Origin of the sequence: Mycobacterium fragae (assembly GCF_002102185.1) — a bacterium.
GTDB classification, from domain to species: domain Bacteria; phylum Actinomycetota; class Actinomycetes; order Mycobacteriales; family Mycobacteriaceae; genus Mycobacterium; species Mycobacterium fragae.
This window is the reverse complement of record NZ_LQOW01000031.1, coordinates 497,633-513,091: the sequence shown is the minus strand read 5'-3', so window position 1 is coordinate 513,091 and position 15,459 is coordinate 497,633. Positions and strand designations below refer to the sequence as shown.

At 68.7% G+C, this 15,459-nt stretch carries 14 protein-coding genes, 1 tRNA gene and 1 pseudogene; 2 read left to right on the top strand and 14 right to left on the bottom strand.

Annotation, left to right across the window (positions count from 1 at the left end):
* Positions 1–23: 23 nt before the first annotated feature.
* Positions 24–1,379, bottom strand: coding sequence for a M20/M25/M40 family metallo-hydrolase (locus AWC06_RS20780; RefSeq protein ID WP_085199849.1), 1,356 nt, complete (start codon positions 1,377–1,379; stop codon positions 24–26).
* A 70-nt stretch (positions 1,380–1,449) separates the two neighbouring features.
* On the opposite strand from AWC06_RS20780, the gene AWC06_RS20775 reads away from it, so the two are divergent.
* Positions 1,450–1,535 (top strand) — tRNA-Leu (locus AWC06_RS20775).
* A gap of 94 nt (positions 1,536–1,629) precedes the next feature.
* Here the strand turns inward: AWC06_RS20775 and AWC06_RS20770 are convergent.
* A complete protein-coding gene (locus AWC06_RS20770; RefSeq protein WP_085199848.1) occupies positions 1,630–2,718 on the bottom strand; it encodes an NAD(P)/FAD-dependent oxidoreductase in 1,089 nt (362 codons plus the stop codon).
* Between the two features lie 103 nt (positions 2,719–2,821).
* Here AWC06_RS20770 and AWC06_RS20765 point away from each other — a divergent pair.
* A pseudogene (locus AWC06_RS20765) lies at positions 2,822–3,496 on the top strand (phosphoribosyltransferase); the annotation flags it as partial.
* On the opposite strand, the gene AWC06_RS20760 reads toward AWC06_RS20765, so the two are convergent.
* The 12 genes from AWC06_RS20760 to murD form a co-directional block, all read right to left on the bottom strand.
* On the bottom strand, positions 3,493–3,846 hold the full coding sequence (locus AWC06_RS20760) for a hypothetical protein (RefSeq protein WP_085199846.1): 354 nt from the start codon (positions 3,844–3,846) through the stop codon (positions 3,493–3,495). The pseudogene AWC06_RS20765 and the gene AWC06_RS20760 sit on opposite strands and share 4 nt — an antisense overlap.
* 30 nt (positions 3,847–3,876) lie before the next feature.
* A complete protein-coding gene (gene wag31 / locus AWC06_RS20755; protein ID WP_085199845.1) occupies positions 3,877–4,692 on the bottom strand; it encodes a DivIVA-like cell division protein Wag31 in 816 nt (271 codons plus the stop codon).
* A 253-nt stretch (positions 4,693–4,945) separates the two neighbouring features.
* Positions 4,946–5,236 carry a YggT family protein gene (locus AWC06_RS20750; protein ID WP_085199844.1) on the bottom strand — a complete coding sequence of 97 codons (291 nt, stop codon included), beginning with the start codon at positions 5,234–5,236 and terminating at the stop codon, positions 4,946–4,948.
* A gap of 123 nt (positions 5,237–5,359) precedes the next feature.
* Positions 5,360–5,980 carry a cell division protein SepF gene (locus AWC06_RS20745; RefSeq protein WP_085199843.1) on the bottom strand — a complete coding sequence of 207 codons (621 nt, stop codon included), beginning with the start codon at positions 5,978–5,980 and terminating at the stop codon, positions 5,360–5,362.
* Positions 5,981–6,046: 66 nt separating this feature from the next.
* Entirely contained in the window at positions 6,047–6,805 is a 759-nt protein-coding gene (locus AWC06_RS20740; RefSeq protein ID WP_372458193.1) for a YggS family pyridoxal phosphate-dependent enzyme, read from the bottom strand.
* Between the two features lie 5 nt (positions 6,806–6,810).
* Positions 6,811–7,527 carry a peptidoglycan editing factor PgeF gene (gene pgeF, locus AWC06_RS20735; protein WP_085199841.1) on the bottom strand — a complete coding sequence of 239 codons (717 nt, stop codon included), beginning with the start codon at positions 7,525–7,527 and terminating at the stop codon, positions 6,811–6,813.
* 30 nt (positions 7,528–7,557) lie between these two features.
* Positions 7,558–8,697, bottom strand: coding sequence for a cell division protein FtsZ (gene ftsZ / locus AWC06_RS20730; RefSeq protein WP_085200093.1), 1,140 nt, complete (start codon positions 8,695–8,697; stop codon positions 7,558–7,560).
* 258 nt (positions 8,698–8,955) lie between these two features.
* Positions 8,956–9,852: a cell division protein FtsQ/DivIB gene (locus AWC06_RS20725; RefSeq protein ID WP_139820155.1), complete on the bottom strand. Its 897-nt coding sequence runs from the start codon at positions 9,850–9,852 to the stop codon at positions 8,956–8,958.
* Positions 9,846–11,318, bottom strand: coding sequence for a UDP-N-acetylmuramate--L-alanine ligase (gene murC, locus AWC06_RS20720; protein WP_085199839.1), 1,473 nt, complete (start codon positions 11,316–11,318; stop codon positions 9,846–9,848). Before murC ends, AWC06_RS20725 begins: the two co-directional genes overlap by 7 nt.
* Positions 11,315–12,487, bottom strand: a complete 1,173-nt coding sequence (gene murG, locus AWC06_RS20715; RefSeq protein ID WP_085199838.1) for an undecaprenyldiphospho-muramoylpentapeptide beta-N-acetylglucosaminyltransferase — start codon at positions 12,485–12,487, stop codon at positions 11,315–11,317. Before murG ends, murC begins: the two co-directional genes overlap by 4 nt.
* Positions 12,484–13,974: a putative lipid II flippase FtsW gene (gene ftsW, locus AWC06_RS20710; protein WP_372458194.1), complete on the bottom strand. Its 1,491-nt coding sequence runs from the start codon at positions 13,972–13,974 to the stop codon at positions 12,484–12,486. Before ftsW ends, murG begins: the two co-directional genes overlap by 4 nt.
* A 27-nt stretch (positions 13,975–14,001) precedes the next feature.
* Positions 14,002–15,459 carry a UDP-N-acetylmuramoyl-L-alanine--D-glutamate ligase gene (gene murD / locus AWC06_RS20705; RefSeq protein WP_085199836.1) on the bottom strand — a complete coding sequence of 486 codons (1,458 nt, stop codon included), beginning with the start codon at positions 15,457–15,459 and terminating at the stop codon, positions 14,002–14,004.

Here is a 15,459-nt window from a genome sequence, read left to right as displayed (position 1 = left end):
CTCTCGTCTCGTCAGCAGCTCGACTAGCAGTGTGTCAAAAAGTGTGCCAGCACCTCAGTGCCGAACCTCAGCGCATCGACGGGTACCCGCTCATCGACGCCGTGGAACAACGCAGTGAAATCCAGGTCCGGCGGCAGGCGCAACGGGGTGAAACCGAAACAGCGAATCCCTAAGCGCGCGAAGGCTTTCGCATCGGTTCCCCCGGACAGCATGTACGGCACGATGCGGGCATCGGGATCCACCGCCAGCAGCGCGGAGTTCATCACGTCGATCAGATCGCCGTCGAAGCTGGTCTCATATGACGGCAGCGCGGTGATCCACTCCCGGCTCACCTCCGGACCGATCAGCTCGTCGACCTCGGCCTCGAATGCGGCCTGCCGACCGGGCAGGATGCGGCAGTCCACCACGGCCTCGGCAGACGCCGGAACCACGTTGGCCTTGTAGCCGGCCTTGAGCATGGTGGGGTTGGCGGTGTCGCGCAGGGTGGCCTTGACGACGCGGGCGATCGGTCCGAGCTTGTCGATGGCCCCCTCCAGGTCCGGTGAATCGGTGTCAAAGGTGTAGCCGGTCTCTTCGCCGACGGCCGCGAGGAACTGCGCGACGCTGTCGGTCAACACCAGCGGGAAGCGGTGGCGGCCCAGCCGCGCCACCGCTTCGGCGACCCAGGTGACCGCGTTGTGGTCATGCGTCATCGACCCGTGCCCGGCGCGGCCCCGCGCCGTCAGCCGCATCCAGTGCAGCCCCTTCTCAGCGGTTTCGACGAGATAGAGCCGACGCTCACCGCCATCACGGCGCGGCACGGTCAGCGAGTAGCCACCAACCTCGCCCACCGCCTCGGTGACGCCGTCGAACAGGTCGGGGCGATTGTCGACCAGCCATTGCGAGCCGTACCTGCCGCCGTTCTCTTCGTCGGCGAGGAACGCGAACACCAGGTCACGCGGCGGCACGACGCCGGCCCGCCGGAACTGTCGGGCCACCACGATCATCATGCCGACCATGTCTTTCATGTCGACCGCGCCGCGGCCCCAGACATACCCGTCCGCGACGGCGCCGGAGAACGGATGCACACTCCAATCGGCCGCCTCCGCAGGAACCACGTCGAGGTGCCCGTGAATCATCAGCGCCCCGCGCGAACTGTCGGCGCCCCTCAAGCGGGCGAAGACGTTGCCTCGCCCCGGCGCGCCGGATTCCAGGTATTCCACCTGGTAGCCGACCTCCTCCAACTGACGCGCAATCCAGTGGGCGCAGTCGGCCTCGCCCTTGGTGGTGCTCAGGTCGCCGGTGTTGGTGGTGTCGAACCGGATCAGCGTGCTGACGACATCCACCACGTCGTCGCCCGGGGTATCGGTTGGCACCGTCACAGTCACCTTTCCTACCATTGAGACTGCTCGCCGGTTTTGGGTCGGGGGCAGGCGATCCGATAGCCTTAGCTGCCAATTGTTGGCGTCGGTCCGAGTGGCGGAATGGCAGACGCGCTAGCTTGAGGTGCTAGTGCCCTACTAATGGGCGTGGGGGTTCAAGTCCCCCCTCGGACACACGACTGTCGCGAGACTGACGTTTTGCAGACAAAGTGCGAGTGGTGGCCTGCAATACGTCGGTTTCGGCGCGAGCCGCATCGATCAGCAGTGATTAACTGCCCAGCCTGGCTTCGGGCCGCAGATCGACGCCCGGCTCCTCGCCGAGCGCCAACCGGGCGAGTGCCCGGCCGAGGGCGGGCGCCTGCTTGAACAGATTGTGGCCGGCGACAAAGACAATGCCCTCGCGCTGCCAGACGGCGAACGCGTCGTCGCTCCACGGCAGTGTCGTCACCCAGCAGTGCCGGTAATCCACCGGGCGGGGATCGAGCCCCGAAAGCGCCTGTCGCACATAGGCACTGGCCCTTTCGGCCAGCGCGGCAAGTGCCTCGGGCTCGGTGAAGCTGCCGTCCTCCTTCGCCGGGGTGGCCTCACTGAGCCCCACGCCGTAGCGGTGGTTGCCGGGGGTGGCGGCCGCGTAGACGCCGGTTTCGCCGAACACGCCACTGCTGTCCTGTAGACAGGCCAGCCGCTTTACGTGATTGCGGACCTCGAACGTCAGCCGCACGTGTGCGCCCAGTCGCACCGGCAACGCCAAGCCGACGCTTCGGGCCAGCCGTGCGGTGCCGCGTCCCGCACAGACCACGACGCCGGAATGCTCGGTGCGACTCCCGCCGCACACCACCTCGACCGTGCCGCGCTTGCTCGGGCGTATCGAGATCACCTCGTCGGCGACCAGGCTGTCTCCGATCCATCCGGTGAGGGCCTCGATCGCCGCCCGGGTACGGATCGCCCCACCCGCTTCGTCGAGCATCGCGGGGCCGTCGTAGTGAGCCAGCACCGGAATTCGCTCCGCGAGTTCATCCGGGCCGATTCGGCGTACCGGGACCCCGCCGACTCTTTCCAGGATCGGCAGCCGGCGCTCCACGGCGGGGCCGATCGCGACCGCCCCGTCATCCGAGATCAGCCCGCTACCCAGCCGCTGTGACCACTTGTCCCAGATCGCGCGGCTGTCCCGGGCGAAGGCCACCAAACGGGGATCGTCGTGCGCGTGGCGAAAAATCCGCCCCTCGCCACCGGACTGACCGTTTCCGGGAATCCCGCTTTCGTAGACGCGCACCGAGGCTTTCCGCTCGATCAGCGCGTAGGCGGTTGCGAGGCCCACGATGCCGGCGCCGACGACCCCGATGTCCGCGCCATTCACGGTGCACCGGTTCCCCTGCGTGCGCGAATCTCAAACCGCAAGCCCGCGTCATTACACCGACACCATGCGTAGGCTTGAACTGTCCACGAGTCAGGGAACGACGATGAACCGACCGAGTGGCTTTTTGCGGCGAACGTCGCGACGCACCTTCCGCGACCGTCGGGAAGCGGGCCGAGTGCTGGCCGAGGAGCTGGCGTCGTATCGGGGGAAGGCCGGTCTGCTGGTCTTGGGGCTGGCCCGCGGCGGTGTTCCTGTCGGCTGGGAAGTCGCCTCCGCCCTGCACGCCGAACTCGATGTGTTTCTGGTGCGAAAGCTGGGCGTGCCGCAGTGGCCGGAGCTGGCGATGGGGGCGTTGGCAAGTGGCGGCGGCGTCGTGATGAACGAGAATGTGCTGTCGAGTCTGGCCATCAGCGACGACCAGATACGCGCGGTGATCGACCGCGAGACGGCCGAACTCCAGCGGCGCGAGCAGGCCTACCGCGGTGGGAGACCGGTCGCCGACCCGCGCGGGAAGACCGTGATCCTGGTCGACGACGGCATTGCCACCGGCGCGAGCATGCTGGCGGCGGTACGCGCAGTGCGGGCCGCCGGCCCCGAGTCGATCATCGTCGCCGTGCCGGTGGGACCGCCGTCAGCGTGCCAAGAGCTGTTAGAGGAGGCCGACGACGTGGTCTGCGCGAGTATGCCGCCCGACTTCGAAGCGGTCGGGCAGGTTTACGTCGATTTTCATCAGGTCGACGACGACGAGGTCCGCGAACTGCTCGCCACGCGGACTTAGCGGGTTTCGGCGCCCTCGTCGGTGCCCGAGTCGGCCGGATGTGACCGCAGCTCTTCGTCTTTCGCCTCGCCGGAGGCGTCCTCGGGATAGTCCGCGAACACGTCCTCGCCCGCTCCGCCTTCGTCCGGGCTGGCTGTTTCCTCGTAACCCTGGGTCGCTGCCTCCGCAGGCCGCTCCGGGCCACCCGCCTCACGTCGCTGGCGTTCCTGCAGTGCGTCGATGATCAGCAGCACGACGCCAAGCACGCTGGCGCCGATGCACACCCAGGCGATCACCTCGTTGCTGGTGACGACCGCAAACACCAGCGCGGCCAGGCCTATCACGGCCAGCACCAGCGCGATAATCAGCATCGGTAAACCTCCGGCCGACCTTCGGTTCAGCTAGTTATTACCCCGATTGAACTGGTTGAACCCGGCGGCGTCATTAGTTGCGCTCGAGTCGACCGGTGCCGCGGAGCCGCGCTGGCCGAGCTCTTCGAGCTGGGACTCCAGGTACGTCTTCAGCCGCGTGCGGTACTCACGTTCGAACGTGCGCAATTGTTCGAGGCGGCCCTCCAGCACGGTGCGCTGCTGGTTGATGGTGCCCATGATCTCGGAGTGCTTCCGTTCGGCGTCGGCCTGCAACGCGTCGGCCTTCTCCTGGGCCTGGCGCAGCTGGGCGTCGGCGCGGGTTTGCGCATCGGCCAGCAGAGCGTCGGCACGCTGCCGGGCTTCGGCGACCGTCGTCTCGGCCTCCCGCCGGGCCTCGCTGAGGATCTGGTCGGCGTTGGCGCGGGCGTCGGCCATCATCTTCTCCGACTCCGCCTTGGCGGTACCGGTCAGCCGGTCGGCGGTGTCCTGGGCCAAACTCAACACCCGAGCGGCCTTGATGGCCTGCTCCTCGCCGAGTGCGCTGGATGTTGCCGCCGGCGCCGGCGCGGGCTGGACGGGTTCGGGCTCGGGCTCGTACAGCGGCACCGACGGGCTGGGCTGAGGCTGGGGCGCAGCCGCGGCGCCACCGCCGGCGCGGGCGCTGGCAAGCTCCTGGTCCAGCTCGTTGACCCGCTGGCGCAGGTCGGAGTTCTCTTCGATGAGCCGGGTCAGCTCGTTTTCCACCAAGTCGAGGAAGGCGTCGACCTCGTCTTCGTTGTAGCCTCGCTTGCCGATTGGCGGCTTACTGAACGCCACATTGTGGACGTCGGCTGGTGTAAGCGGCATTCTTTGCCCCCTCGAGTCTTGACGGTCAAACCGACCAGGAAAGTGTAGATCGGTATGAACGGTGTGGTAGCCATACTGCAACTGCCGCCCATCCTGTCACACCAGACCCGGCGGTTGCCGGGACCGCCAATAATTAAGACCGAATTTCAAACTCTAAGAGCGGGCAAATGCCGGCCTTAAGGCAACGAAATCCGCTCGCGGCAAACCCCACTCGCGCCCCAGCAACGCCTCGGCGACATGGGATCGCCGGCGCTCACCCCTGGTAATCGAGGGCCAAGGACATGCCGATGAACGCCACCAGCAGCAGCACCATGATCGACAGGTCGAGGCGGACGGCGCCGAGATTGAGCTGCGGGATCAGTCGGCGCAGCAGCTTCACCGGCGGGTCGGTGGCCGACATGATCACCTCGAGGACCACCACGGTGGCGCCGCGCGGGTGCCAGTCGCGGCTGAATGAGCGAATGAACTCGACGACGACCCGTGCGATGAGCAGCAGCCAGAAGACAAACAGCGCGAAACCAACGATATGTATGAAGAGCGCCAACTAGAGCCCGACCTTTTATGAGGATGTGACATTGACGACATCACCGGCTTGCGGCCGGCGCGGTGACCGCAAGCCTACCGACTCGGCCGGCACCAGCACATCCGGCCGCCTCGCAGCGGGACGTTACTGGTAGGCGTAGAAGCCGGTTTCGGCGATCCGGCGACGCTCCTCGGGCGACACGTCGATGTCGGCGGGCGAAAGCAGAAACACCTTGGTCGCGACCTTGTCGAACGAACCGCGCAGCGCGAACGCCAACCCGGCCGCGAAGTCGACCAGGCGCTTGGCGTCGGCGTTGTCCATCGAAACCAGGTCCATGATCACCGGGGTGCCGTCGCGGAACCGCTCGCCGATGGTGCGGGCCTCGCTGTAATCCTTAGGCCGCAGCGTGGTGATCTTCGACAGCGGGCTGCCCTCGTCGAACAGCATGGCCATCCGGCGCGGATCCATTGCCAACGCACCGCGGGTGGAGCCGCGCAACGACCCGAATCGCGGCCGGGCCAACTCGCTGCGGTCGTAGTCATGGGAGCGGAATCGGGGCTCGTCGGGATAGCCGCCGCGATAGCTGCCCGGCTCGTCGTAATCGGGCCCGTCGTAGCGGCCCTCGTAACGGCCGTAACCATCCTCGGCGTACCGCTGCCGCGAGTAGCCGCCCCGGGTCGGGGGGTGGTCGTCGTAGTACTCGTCGTCGTAGTCCTCCATCGGGGCCATACCGAAGTAGGCCTTGACCTTGTGCAGTGTGCTCATCGCGTGACCCCTTCTAGGCTCTGGGAGTTCCGGTGTCTGTGATGAAGATGTGACTGGAGTGACTATTCAGGGTGACCGTAGCGGTCTCCGGCCCAATAGCGCGGTACCGACACGCACACACGTCGAACCATGTTCAACCGCCATTTCTAGGTCGTTTGACATCCCTGCCGACAATCCTGCCGCATGCGGTTGCGATTCGAGCACCCGTCGATGCTCCGACTGCAGACGCGCGAACGCTCTCTCCGGGTCCCAGTCCAGCGGCGGGATGCCCATCAGCCCAACCAGTTCCAGGGCACCAGAGCCGTCGACCTGCGCGCAGATCTCGTCGATCGCCTCGGGATTCGAGACGTCGACGCCGCCGCGCGACTCATCGCCGTCGAGGCTGATCTGCACGTAGACCCGCAGCGGGCTGCGCCGACGGCCCTCATCCAGTGCCGCGGCCACCGCGCGGTCGAGCGCCCTGATCACCCGGATGCTGCTCACCGAGTGGACGGTATGCGCCCAGCCGGCCAGCGAACGCGCCTTGTTGCGCTGGATCTGGCCGACCATGTGCCAGCGCATCGCGGCGGACCCCGGTCCCAGCAACCGCCGGACTTCATGCACCTTGGCCGAGGCCTCCTGTTCGCGGGATTCGCCAACGGCCGCACATCCCAATCGCGACAAAATCGCGACATCGGTTGCCGGAAAGAATTTGGTAATCGGCAGAAGTTCAATTTCGTCGACTTTGCGGCCGGCGGCTTCGGCGGCCGTCGCAAGCCGCGTTCGCAGCGCCGCCAAAGCGTCGGCCAATTCGGATTCCCGATCCGGGGAAAGCTTTACTGCCACGGCGCTCATTCCCAGCTCTCCATCCACACCACCGAAGCCATCCGGCCCGTCGGCGCGCCCCGGCGATGGCTGAACAGGCTGACGTCGTCGACCGTGCAGCGCGGGTCGATATCGATGGCTTGGATACCCAAAGACTTGAGCTGACAAGCGATTCCGGCGCGAAGGTCCAGTCCGGGGGTGCCTGCCGAAGTGGTGGTGCGACTGCCAGGCAAGGCCGCCTCCACCTCGTCGGCCATGGCTGCGGGCACTTCGTAGTTGTGCCCGCTGACCGCCGGGCCCAGCAGTGCCGAAATGTCGGCTGCATGGGCGCCGGCGGACAGCATCGCCTCGACCGCCCGGGCCACCACGCCGTCGCGTGCACCGACTCGGCCGGCGTGCACGGCGCCGACGACACCGGCACGCGCGTCACCCAGCAGCACCGGCACGCAGTCGGCGCTCACCACCGCCAGGGCCAGCCGCGGCGTGCTCGTCACCAATGCGTCGGTGTCATCGATCGGAGCGTCGCGCGGGCCGTCGACGACCTCGACCCGATCACCGTGCACCTGGTTCATCCACACCACCCGCTCGGCGCCGAGGCCGATCGCAGCGGCCAGCCGGGCCCGGTTGGCCGCCACCGCGCGCGGGTCGTCGCCGACATGATCACCGAGGTTGAAGGTGTCGAACGGTGGCGCCGAGACTCCCCCGGCCCGGGTCGTCGTCACACGCCGGATGCGAACGCTCACCTGCCCAGTATCCGACCGGCCCAGACACGGCTAGCGGCGCATGAAGGGCGGCACGTCGACGTCCTCGTCGTCGTCGCCACCGATGTTCAGCGTTGCGCCGTTGGTCGGCACGGGCACACTGAGCGCGTCAGCGGGCTCGAACAGCGTCGAACTGACCTTGCCGGCCTTGCCCGACGCGATGCCCTGGCCCTGGCTGCTGCCGACGACCGGCTTTCGGCCCATCCCGTTGGCGTCGAAGCCCGCCGCGATCACGGTGACTCGCACTTCGTCGCCCAGCGAGTCGTCGATGACCGTGCCGAAAATGATGTTGGCGTCTTGGTGGGCGGCGTCTTGCACCAACGAGGCCGCCTCATTGATCTCGAACAGGCCCAGGTCGCTGCCGCCGGCGATGGACATCAGCACACCTTGAGCACCCTCCATGGAGGCTTCCAGCAGCGGCGAGTTGATCGCGATCTCGGCGGCCTTGAGCGCCCGGCCGTCGCCGCGGGCCGAACCGATGCCCATCAGCGCCGTTCCCGCACCCGACATGATGCCTTTGACGTCGGCGAAGTCGACGTTGATCAGCCCCGGCGTGGTGATCAGGTCGGTGATGCCCTGCACACCGTTGAGCAGCACCTCGTCGGCGCTGCGGAAGGCGTCCATCAACGACACCGCAGCATCGCCCATCTGCAGCAGCCGGTCGTTGGGGATCACGATCAGCGTGTCACAGCTTTCGCGCAGCGCGGTGATGCCGATCTCGGCCTGCTGGCCACGCCGCTTGCCCTCGAAGGAGAACGGGCGCGTGACGACGCCGACCGTCAACGCGCCCAGCTTGCGGGCCACGCTGGCGACGACGGGCGCCCCGCCGGTGCCGGTGCCGCCGCCCTCGCCTGCGGTGACGAACACCATGTCGGCCCCGCGCAGCAGCTCCTCGATTTCGTCCTTGGCATCTTCGGCGGCCCTGCGCCCGACCTCGGGATCCGCGCCGGCGCCCAGTCCGCGCGTCGAGTCGCGCCCGACGTCGAGCTTGACGTCGGCATCGCTCATCAACAGCGCCTGAGCGTCGGTGTTGATCGCGATGAACTCCACGCCCTTGAGGCCCTGCTCGATCATCCGGTTGACGGCGTTGACGCCGCCACCGCCGATACCCACGACTTTGATGACGGCCAGGTAGTTGTGCGGGGGGGTCATCATTCCGTCTTCCTCCCTAGGGGACTTGGCCTTGGCGTAGCCGCCTGGCAAACCTAAACCTCAAGTAAAGGGTTAGAGTTATGTCAAGTAGTTCCGCGCAAACAGAACGGTATGGCCCCCGCGCGCACGATCCATGCAGGCGCGCCGATGAGCGTCCGGCGAATTTCCGGCGATTTTTCCTGTCCGAGTGTGCGGCCAGCTTCACAGTCGGCCCCGAACTTGCAGCCAGCCTCACATTCGTCGGGGTGGGCGGCCGGCCTATTTAACTGTCGGCAGATCCGGGCTGGACACGTCGTAGGTCCGGCCCGGCCGGGTCAACAGGGCCGTCAGCTTCTCGGCCTTTTCCTCGGTGCGGTCGGTGGTCCCCCAGATCACCGTCCGCCCGTCGGCCAGTGTCAGCGTGATCGACGCAACCGAGGGCGCAGCGATCCGGCCCACCTGAGCGGCGACCTCGGGACGCAGCGCGGTCAGCACCTCGAGCGCGGCCTTGGTCGGCGGGTCGGTGGGCCCCGGGTTGTCGACGTCGATATAGGGCAGCGCCGGAGGTGGCGGAGCGGTCGCGAAGTCGACGCCGTCGCGGTCGTAGAGGTGCGGGCCGTCGGGAAAGTCCTTGACCACCACCGGAACCCGCTCGACGATGGTGATCCGCAGCGCCGACGGATACTGCCGCTGCACCCGCGCGCTCGCCACCCGTCGGATCGCCGCCACCCGGTCGGCGACCTGATCGGTGTTGATCTGCAGCAGCGGCGTTCCGAGTTGCACCTTCGCCGCGTCGAGCACCTCGTCGCGGCTCACCGCGCCCGTCCCGGTGACGATGACGCTGCGCGCGGACATCACCGGCGTGAAATAGAGGATCAGCCCGAGCGCGACGGCGACCACGACCAGTGCCGCGGTGGCGAGCACCAGCTTCAGGCCCCGGACCGCGCCGCGCGGGACAGGTTTTTGCTCGGACCCGAAGCCGCCGCGGGCCCGGCGTTTGGCTTCTCGGCGGGCCTGCTCGATCGCCATCGCGCGGGCCTGCGCGGCGCGGCGCTCGGCGCGTTCACGGCGGGCCCGCCGCCGGGGGCCCTCGGGCTGGTCGTCTGGCGGCCCCGAAGCGAAAATCGGTTCGGTGACGGCAGTTTCGGAAGGGGCGTCGTCTTCCTCGGTCACCAGGGCACCTCCCGCCGGCCCGGCGCACTGCGATTGGCGCGTACCCGAAGCGCGGTCAGGATCTCCGGGCCCAGCATGGTGACGTCGCCGGCGCCCATGGTGACGATGACGTCGCCCGCCCTCGCGGTCGCGGCGACCGCGTCGGCGACCGCGGAGAAGTCCGGCAGATACTGCACCGGCACGCTGACGTGCTCGGCGACGCTGGCTCCACTCACGCCGGCCACCGGTTGTTCCCGCGCGGCGTAGACGTCGAGAACAAAAACCTCGTCTGCGGCATCCAGCGCGCGGCCGAATTCAGCGGCGAAAGCCTTTGTCCGCGAATACAAATGTGGCTGAAACACTACGATCGACCGGCCGCCACCGCCCTGTTCCAGCAACGTGCGCACCGCATCCAGCGTCGCGCTGATCTCGGTCGGATGGTGGGCGTAGTCGTCGAAAACCCGCACCGAACCCGCGGTTCCGATCAACTCGAATCGGCGTCGGACTCCTTCGAATCCGGCCAGCCCGTCGAGCACACCATCGGCCGGCGCGCCGACCTCGATGGCGGCCACCAGCGCCCCCAGCGCATTGAGCGCCATGTGCCGGCCCGGCACCGACAGCCGCATCACCCACGGGTGGATTTCGCCGGCCAGCTTGATGTGCGCAACCGCGCCGGTGCCCTGTTGCTCCCAGGACAGGAGCGCGGCGGTCAGCTGCTCAGGCGAGGCCTGCGAAGATGGAGAACCATAGCGCAGCACCCGAATCCCCAGCGCCGCAGTGCGTTCGGCCAACGCCGCCGCGCCCGGGTCGTCGATGCACGCGACGAGCGCTCCGCCCGGGGCCAGCCGCTCCACGAAAGAGTCGAACATCGCGACGTAGGCGTCGGCGCTGCCGAAGAAGTCGAGATGGTCGGACTCGATGTTGGTGACCACCGCGACGTTCGGCGTGTATTCCAGCAGCGAGCCGTCACTTTCGTCGGCCTCGGCCACGAAACAGTCACCGCTGCCGTGGTGGGCGTTGGTGCCGGCCTCCCCCAGCTCGCCGCCGACCGCGAAGGACGGATCCTTACCGCAGTGTTGCAGCGCCACGATGAGCATCGACGTCGTCGTGGTCTTACCGTGCGTACCCGTGACCATCAGCGTGGTGCGCCCGGCCATCAGCTTGGCCAGCACGGCCGGGCGCAGCACCACCGGGATGCCGCGCCGACGGGCCTCGACGAGCTCGGGATTGGTCTTCGGGATTGCGGCATGAGTGGTGATCACCGCCGTGGCGCCGCCGGGCAGCAGATCCAGCGACGACGCGTCATGGCCGATGCGGATCAGCGCACCGCGGGCGCGCAGCGCACGCACGCCGCGCGACTCCTTGGCGTCCGACCCCGACACCATCCCGCCGCGGTCCAGCAAGATGCGGGCGATACCGGACATGCCCGCGCCTCCGATGCCGACCATGTGCACGCGCTGCAGCTCGGCCGGCAACGGCTCGGCGTTCACCGCAACCCCCGCCGCAAAGCGCGGGCCTCGCGCGCCTGCTTGGCCAGGTCCAGGGCCGCGTGGGCCACCTGCTGCGCCGCGTCGCGGTGACCGACCAGCGCCGCGGCCCTCGTCATCGCCGCCAGCCGCGGTGCGTCGCCCAATAGCCCGGCCACCTGATCGGCGACGAACTCCGGCGTCAGATCGGCATCGGCGACAATCAGCCCGCCGCCCGCGTTGACCACCGGCAACGCGTTGAGCCGTTGCTCGCCGTTGCCGATCGGCAGCGGCACGTAGATGGCGGGCAGCCCGACGGCCGATACCTCGGCGACGGTCATCGCCCCGGAGCGGCAGATCGCCAGATCCGCTGCGGCATAAGCCAGATCCATGCGGTCCAGATACGGCACCGCGACGTAGGGCGGATCGCCCGGCTGCGGCGTGCGCAAATCGAGAATGTTCTTTGCGCCGTAGGCGTGCAGCACGGCTACTCCCGCGGCCGCCAGCGCGCCGGCGGCCGCGGCGACGGCCCGATTGATGGAAGCGGCTCCCTGCGAGCCGCCGAACACCAGCAGGACCCGCGCGTCGTCGGCGAATCCGAAGTGTGCACGCGCCGCCGGCCGCAACGCCGCGCGGTCCAGCGAGGTGATGGCCGACCGGACCGGCACGCCGACCACCTCGGCACGCGGCAGGCCGCAGTCCGAGACCGCCGAGAGCACCCGTTGCGCGCTGCGGGCGCCGACCCGGTTGGCCAGCCCGGCGCTGGCGTTGGCTTCGTGGATCACCACCGGGACGCGACGCCGGCGGGCGGCCAGGTAGGCGGGCAGCGCCACGTAGCCGCCGAACCCGATCACCACGTCGGCGCCGACCTTGTCGAGCACGACGCTGGTCTGCCGGACGGCCTGCCACACCCGAAGCGGCAGGCGGGCCAGGTCACCGCTGGGCTTACGTGGCAGCGGGACCGGGGTGATCAGCTCGAGCTGGTAGCCGCGCTGGGGCACCAGCTTGGTCTCCAGCCCACGCCGGGTGCCCAGCGCTGTTACCCGGACCTGCGGGTCCATTGCCACCAGCGCGTCGGCGACGGCCATCGCGGGCTCGACGTGCCCGGCCGTGCCGCCACCCGCGATCACCACCGACAACGACGATTCCCCGGTTGGCCCTGTGACCGATGACCCTGCGACCGAGTCGTTCACCCGTAGCGCTGACCTTCCAGTGCGCGGTCCTTTTTACGACCATGCCCAGTGCTTGCATGACGCTGACCGGTGTACCGCTGTCCGCCTCCATGATGCCCCGCCCGTCCGGTGCGCCGATCCCCCGTACGGGGTCGCGCCGCCCGTGCGGGCTTTCGCTGTGGCTTGGCCGGTTGCGGCCGACCGCGCAGCCGGTCGCGCAGCGCCTCGACCCGAGTCGGCGCATAGGGCTCGGGCAACGGCAGTCGCAGCAGGCGGTTCATCCGGTCGTCGCGTCCGGCCCGCAGCGCGGCGACCGCCTCAGGCTCGTGACGCGCCGCGTTTGCCATCATGCCGATCATCAAAAGTGTTGTGGCCGTTGATGTTCCACCCGCGGAGATGAGCGGCAGCTGAATTCCCGTGACCGGCAGCAGGCCGATCACGTAGCCAACGTTGATGAACGACTGGCCGATCACCCACATCGTGGTGGTCGCGGTCAGCAGCCGCAAAAACGGGTCGGCGGACCGGCGTGCGATGCGCATCCCGGTGTAGGCGAACAACCCGAACAGGCCCAGCAGCCCGAGGGCGCCGACCAGGCCGAGTTCCTCGCCGATGATCGCGAAGATGAAGTCGTTGTGGGCGTTGGGCAGGTAGTTCCACTTGGCGGTGCCCTGCCCCAGGCCGTCGCCGAAAATGCCGCCGTTGGCCAGCGCGAACTTCGCCTGCCTGGCCTGATACCCGGTGTCCTGTGGATCCTGCCCGGGGTTCAGCCACGATCGGACCCGGTCGGAGCGGTAGCCGGCCGACACCGCCAGGATCCCCGCCGCCATGATCACCGCGATCAGCGAGCTCAGGAAAACCCGTAGCGGCAGGCCGGCATACCAGAACAGGGCCAGCAAAATGATGCCCATCGACACCGTCTGGCCCAGGTCCGGCTGGGCCACGATGAGCGCCAGCGCGATGACGGCCGCCGGCACCAGCGGGATCAGCATTTCCCGCAGCGAGGCCCGCTCCATGCGCCGGGCGGCCAGCAGATGCGCACCCCAGATGGCGAACGCGATCTTGGTCAGTTCGGAGGGCTGCATCGACAGGCCGGCGATCACGAACCACCCGCGAGAACCGTTGGCTTCCTTGCCGATTCCGGGAACCAGCACCAACACCAGCAACACGATGGTCAGCGCGAAACCGGAGAACGCCATGCGCCGCATGAAGCGCACCGGCAATCTCAACGCCAGGTAGCAGGCGACGAGTCCGATCACCGTCCACAGCACCTGCCGCCCGAAGATGACCCACGCCGATCCGTCGTCGTCGTAAGACCGCACCCCGGACGCCGAGAGCACCATGGTCAGCCCCAGCGTGGTCAACAGCGCCGCCACCGCGATGATCAGGTGAAACGACGTCAACGGCCGGCCCAGCCAGGCACCGAACCGGGTCCGCGCAGCGCCCGGCGCCGTGGCCGGGGCGTCGGCAGGGGCGGCCGTCGCCTCGCGCTTCGTCTCCCGGTGGAACAACCGGGCCAGCGGGTTCTTCACACCGAGCTATCGGGCCGTGGCGCGCACCGCGGCTGCGAACGCATCGCCCCGGTCCGCATAGCCGGTGAACTGGTCAAATGATGCACCGGCCGGCGCCAGCAGCACCGTGTCGCCGGGTCGGGCGAGGGCTTTCGCGGCGGCGACGGCGGCGCTCATCACGGCAGCGCCGACCGGCTCCCCGGGCCGAGGGACCACTTCTGTCACATTGGTAACACGAGGCTCAGCAGTCGCATGCATAACAGCATCCTCGCCTGTCACGACCGGTACGACGGGGACATCGGGCGCGTGTCGTGATAACGCCTCGGCAACCTGAGCCCGGTCACGGCCGATCAAAACCACGCCGACCAGCCGAGACGCGATCCTCGCCACGGTCTGCTCGACCGAGGCGCCCTTGAGCAGACCACCGGCTATCCACACCACTCGCGGGTAGGCCAACACCGACCCCTCGGCAGCATGCGGGTTGGTGGCCTTGGAATCGTCGACGTAGCTGACCTCGTCGACGACGGCCACCACCTGGGCGCGGTGCGGGCCCACCCGAAAGGATGCCAACGCGGTCGCGATCGCCTCGGCGGGCGCCCCGACACTGCGGGCCAGCGCGGCGGCCGCCAGCGCGTCGAGCACGCCCACCGGCCCCGGCACCGGGATCGACGAGACCGCCGCCAGCGCCAGGTCGTCGGAGAAGGCCCGGTCGACGAGCCAGCCGTCGCGCACCCCCAGCTCCCCGGCGGCGGGTTCGCCCAGCCGGAAACCGACCCGCACCGGCGCCTGCGCGGTAGGCAGCAGCGCCGCAGCGCGGGGATCGTCCAGCCCGGTCACCGCCACCCGGCCGCGCAGCACGCGTGCCTTGGCCGCGGTGTAGTCGGCGATGCTGCCGTGCCAGTCCAGGTGGTCCTCGGCGATGTTGAGCACCGCGCCCGCCTCGGGTCGCACCGAGGGCGCCCAGTGCAGCTGGAAGCTGGACAGTTCGACGGCCAGCAGGTCGGCCGGCTCACGGAGCGCGTCCAGCACCGGGTTGCCGATGTTTCCGCATAGCCGCGCGTCAAGGCCCGCGGCCGTCAGCATGGCGTGCAGCATTGAGGTGGTGGTGGTCTTGCCGTTGGTGCCGGTGACCGCCAGCCAGCGTCGCGGCGGCCCGTAGTGTCCTGACGCATCGAGCCGCCACGCCAGTTCGACGTCGCCCCAGATCGGCACGCCGGCCGCCGCAGCCGCGACCGGCAGCGGCGCGGTCGGCGCAAAGCCAGGGCTGATGATGACCAGCGCGTAGTCGGTGATGTGTTGCGCCGCAGTCGCCGGACTCACGGTCGCCACCCCGGCGTCGGCGTGCTGCCGGCGAATGGCGGGGTCGTCGTCGCAGAGGGTCGGCACCACATCCAGCGGGGCCAGCGCCGCCAGCACCGAGCGGCCGGTGATGCCGCCACCGGCGACCAGCACGGGTGCGCCAGATGCCAACAACTCCAGCGCCAT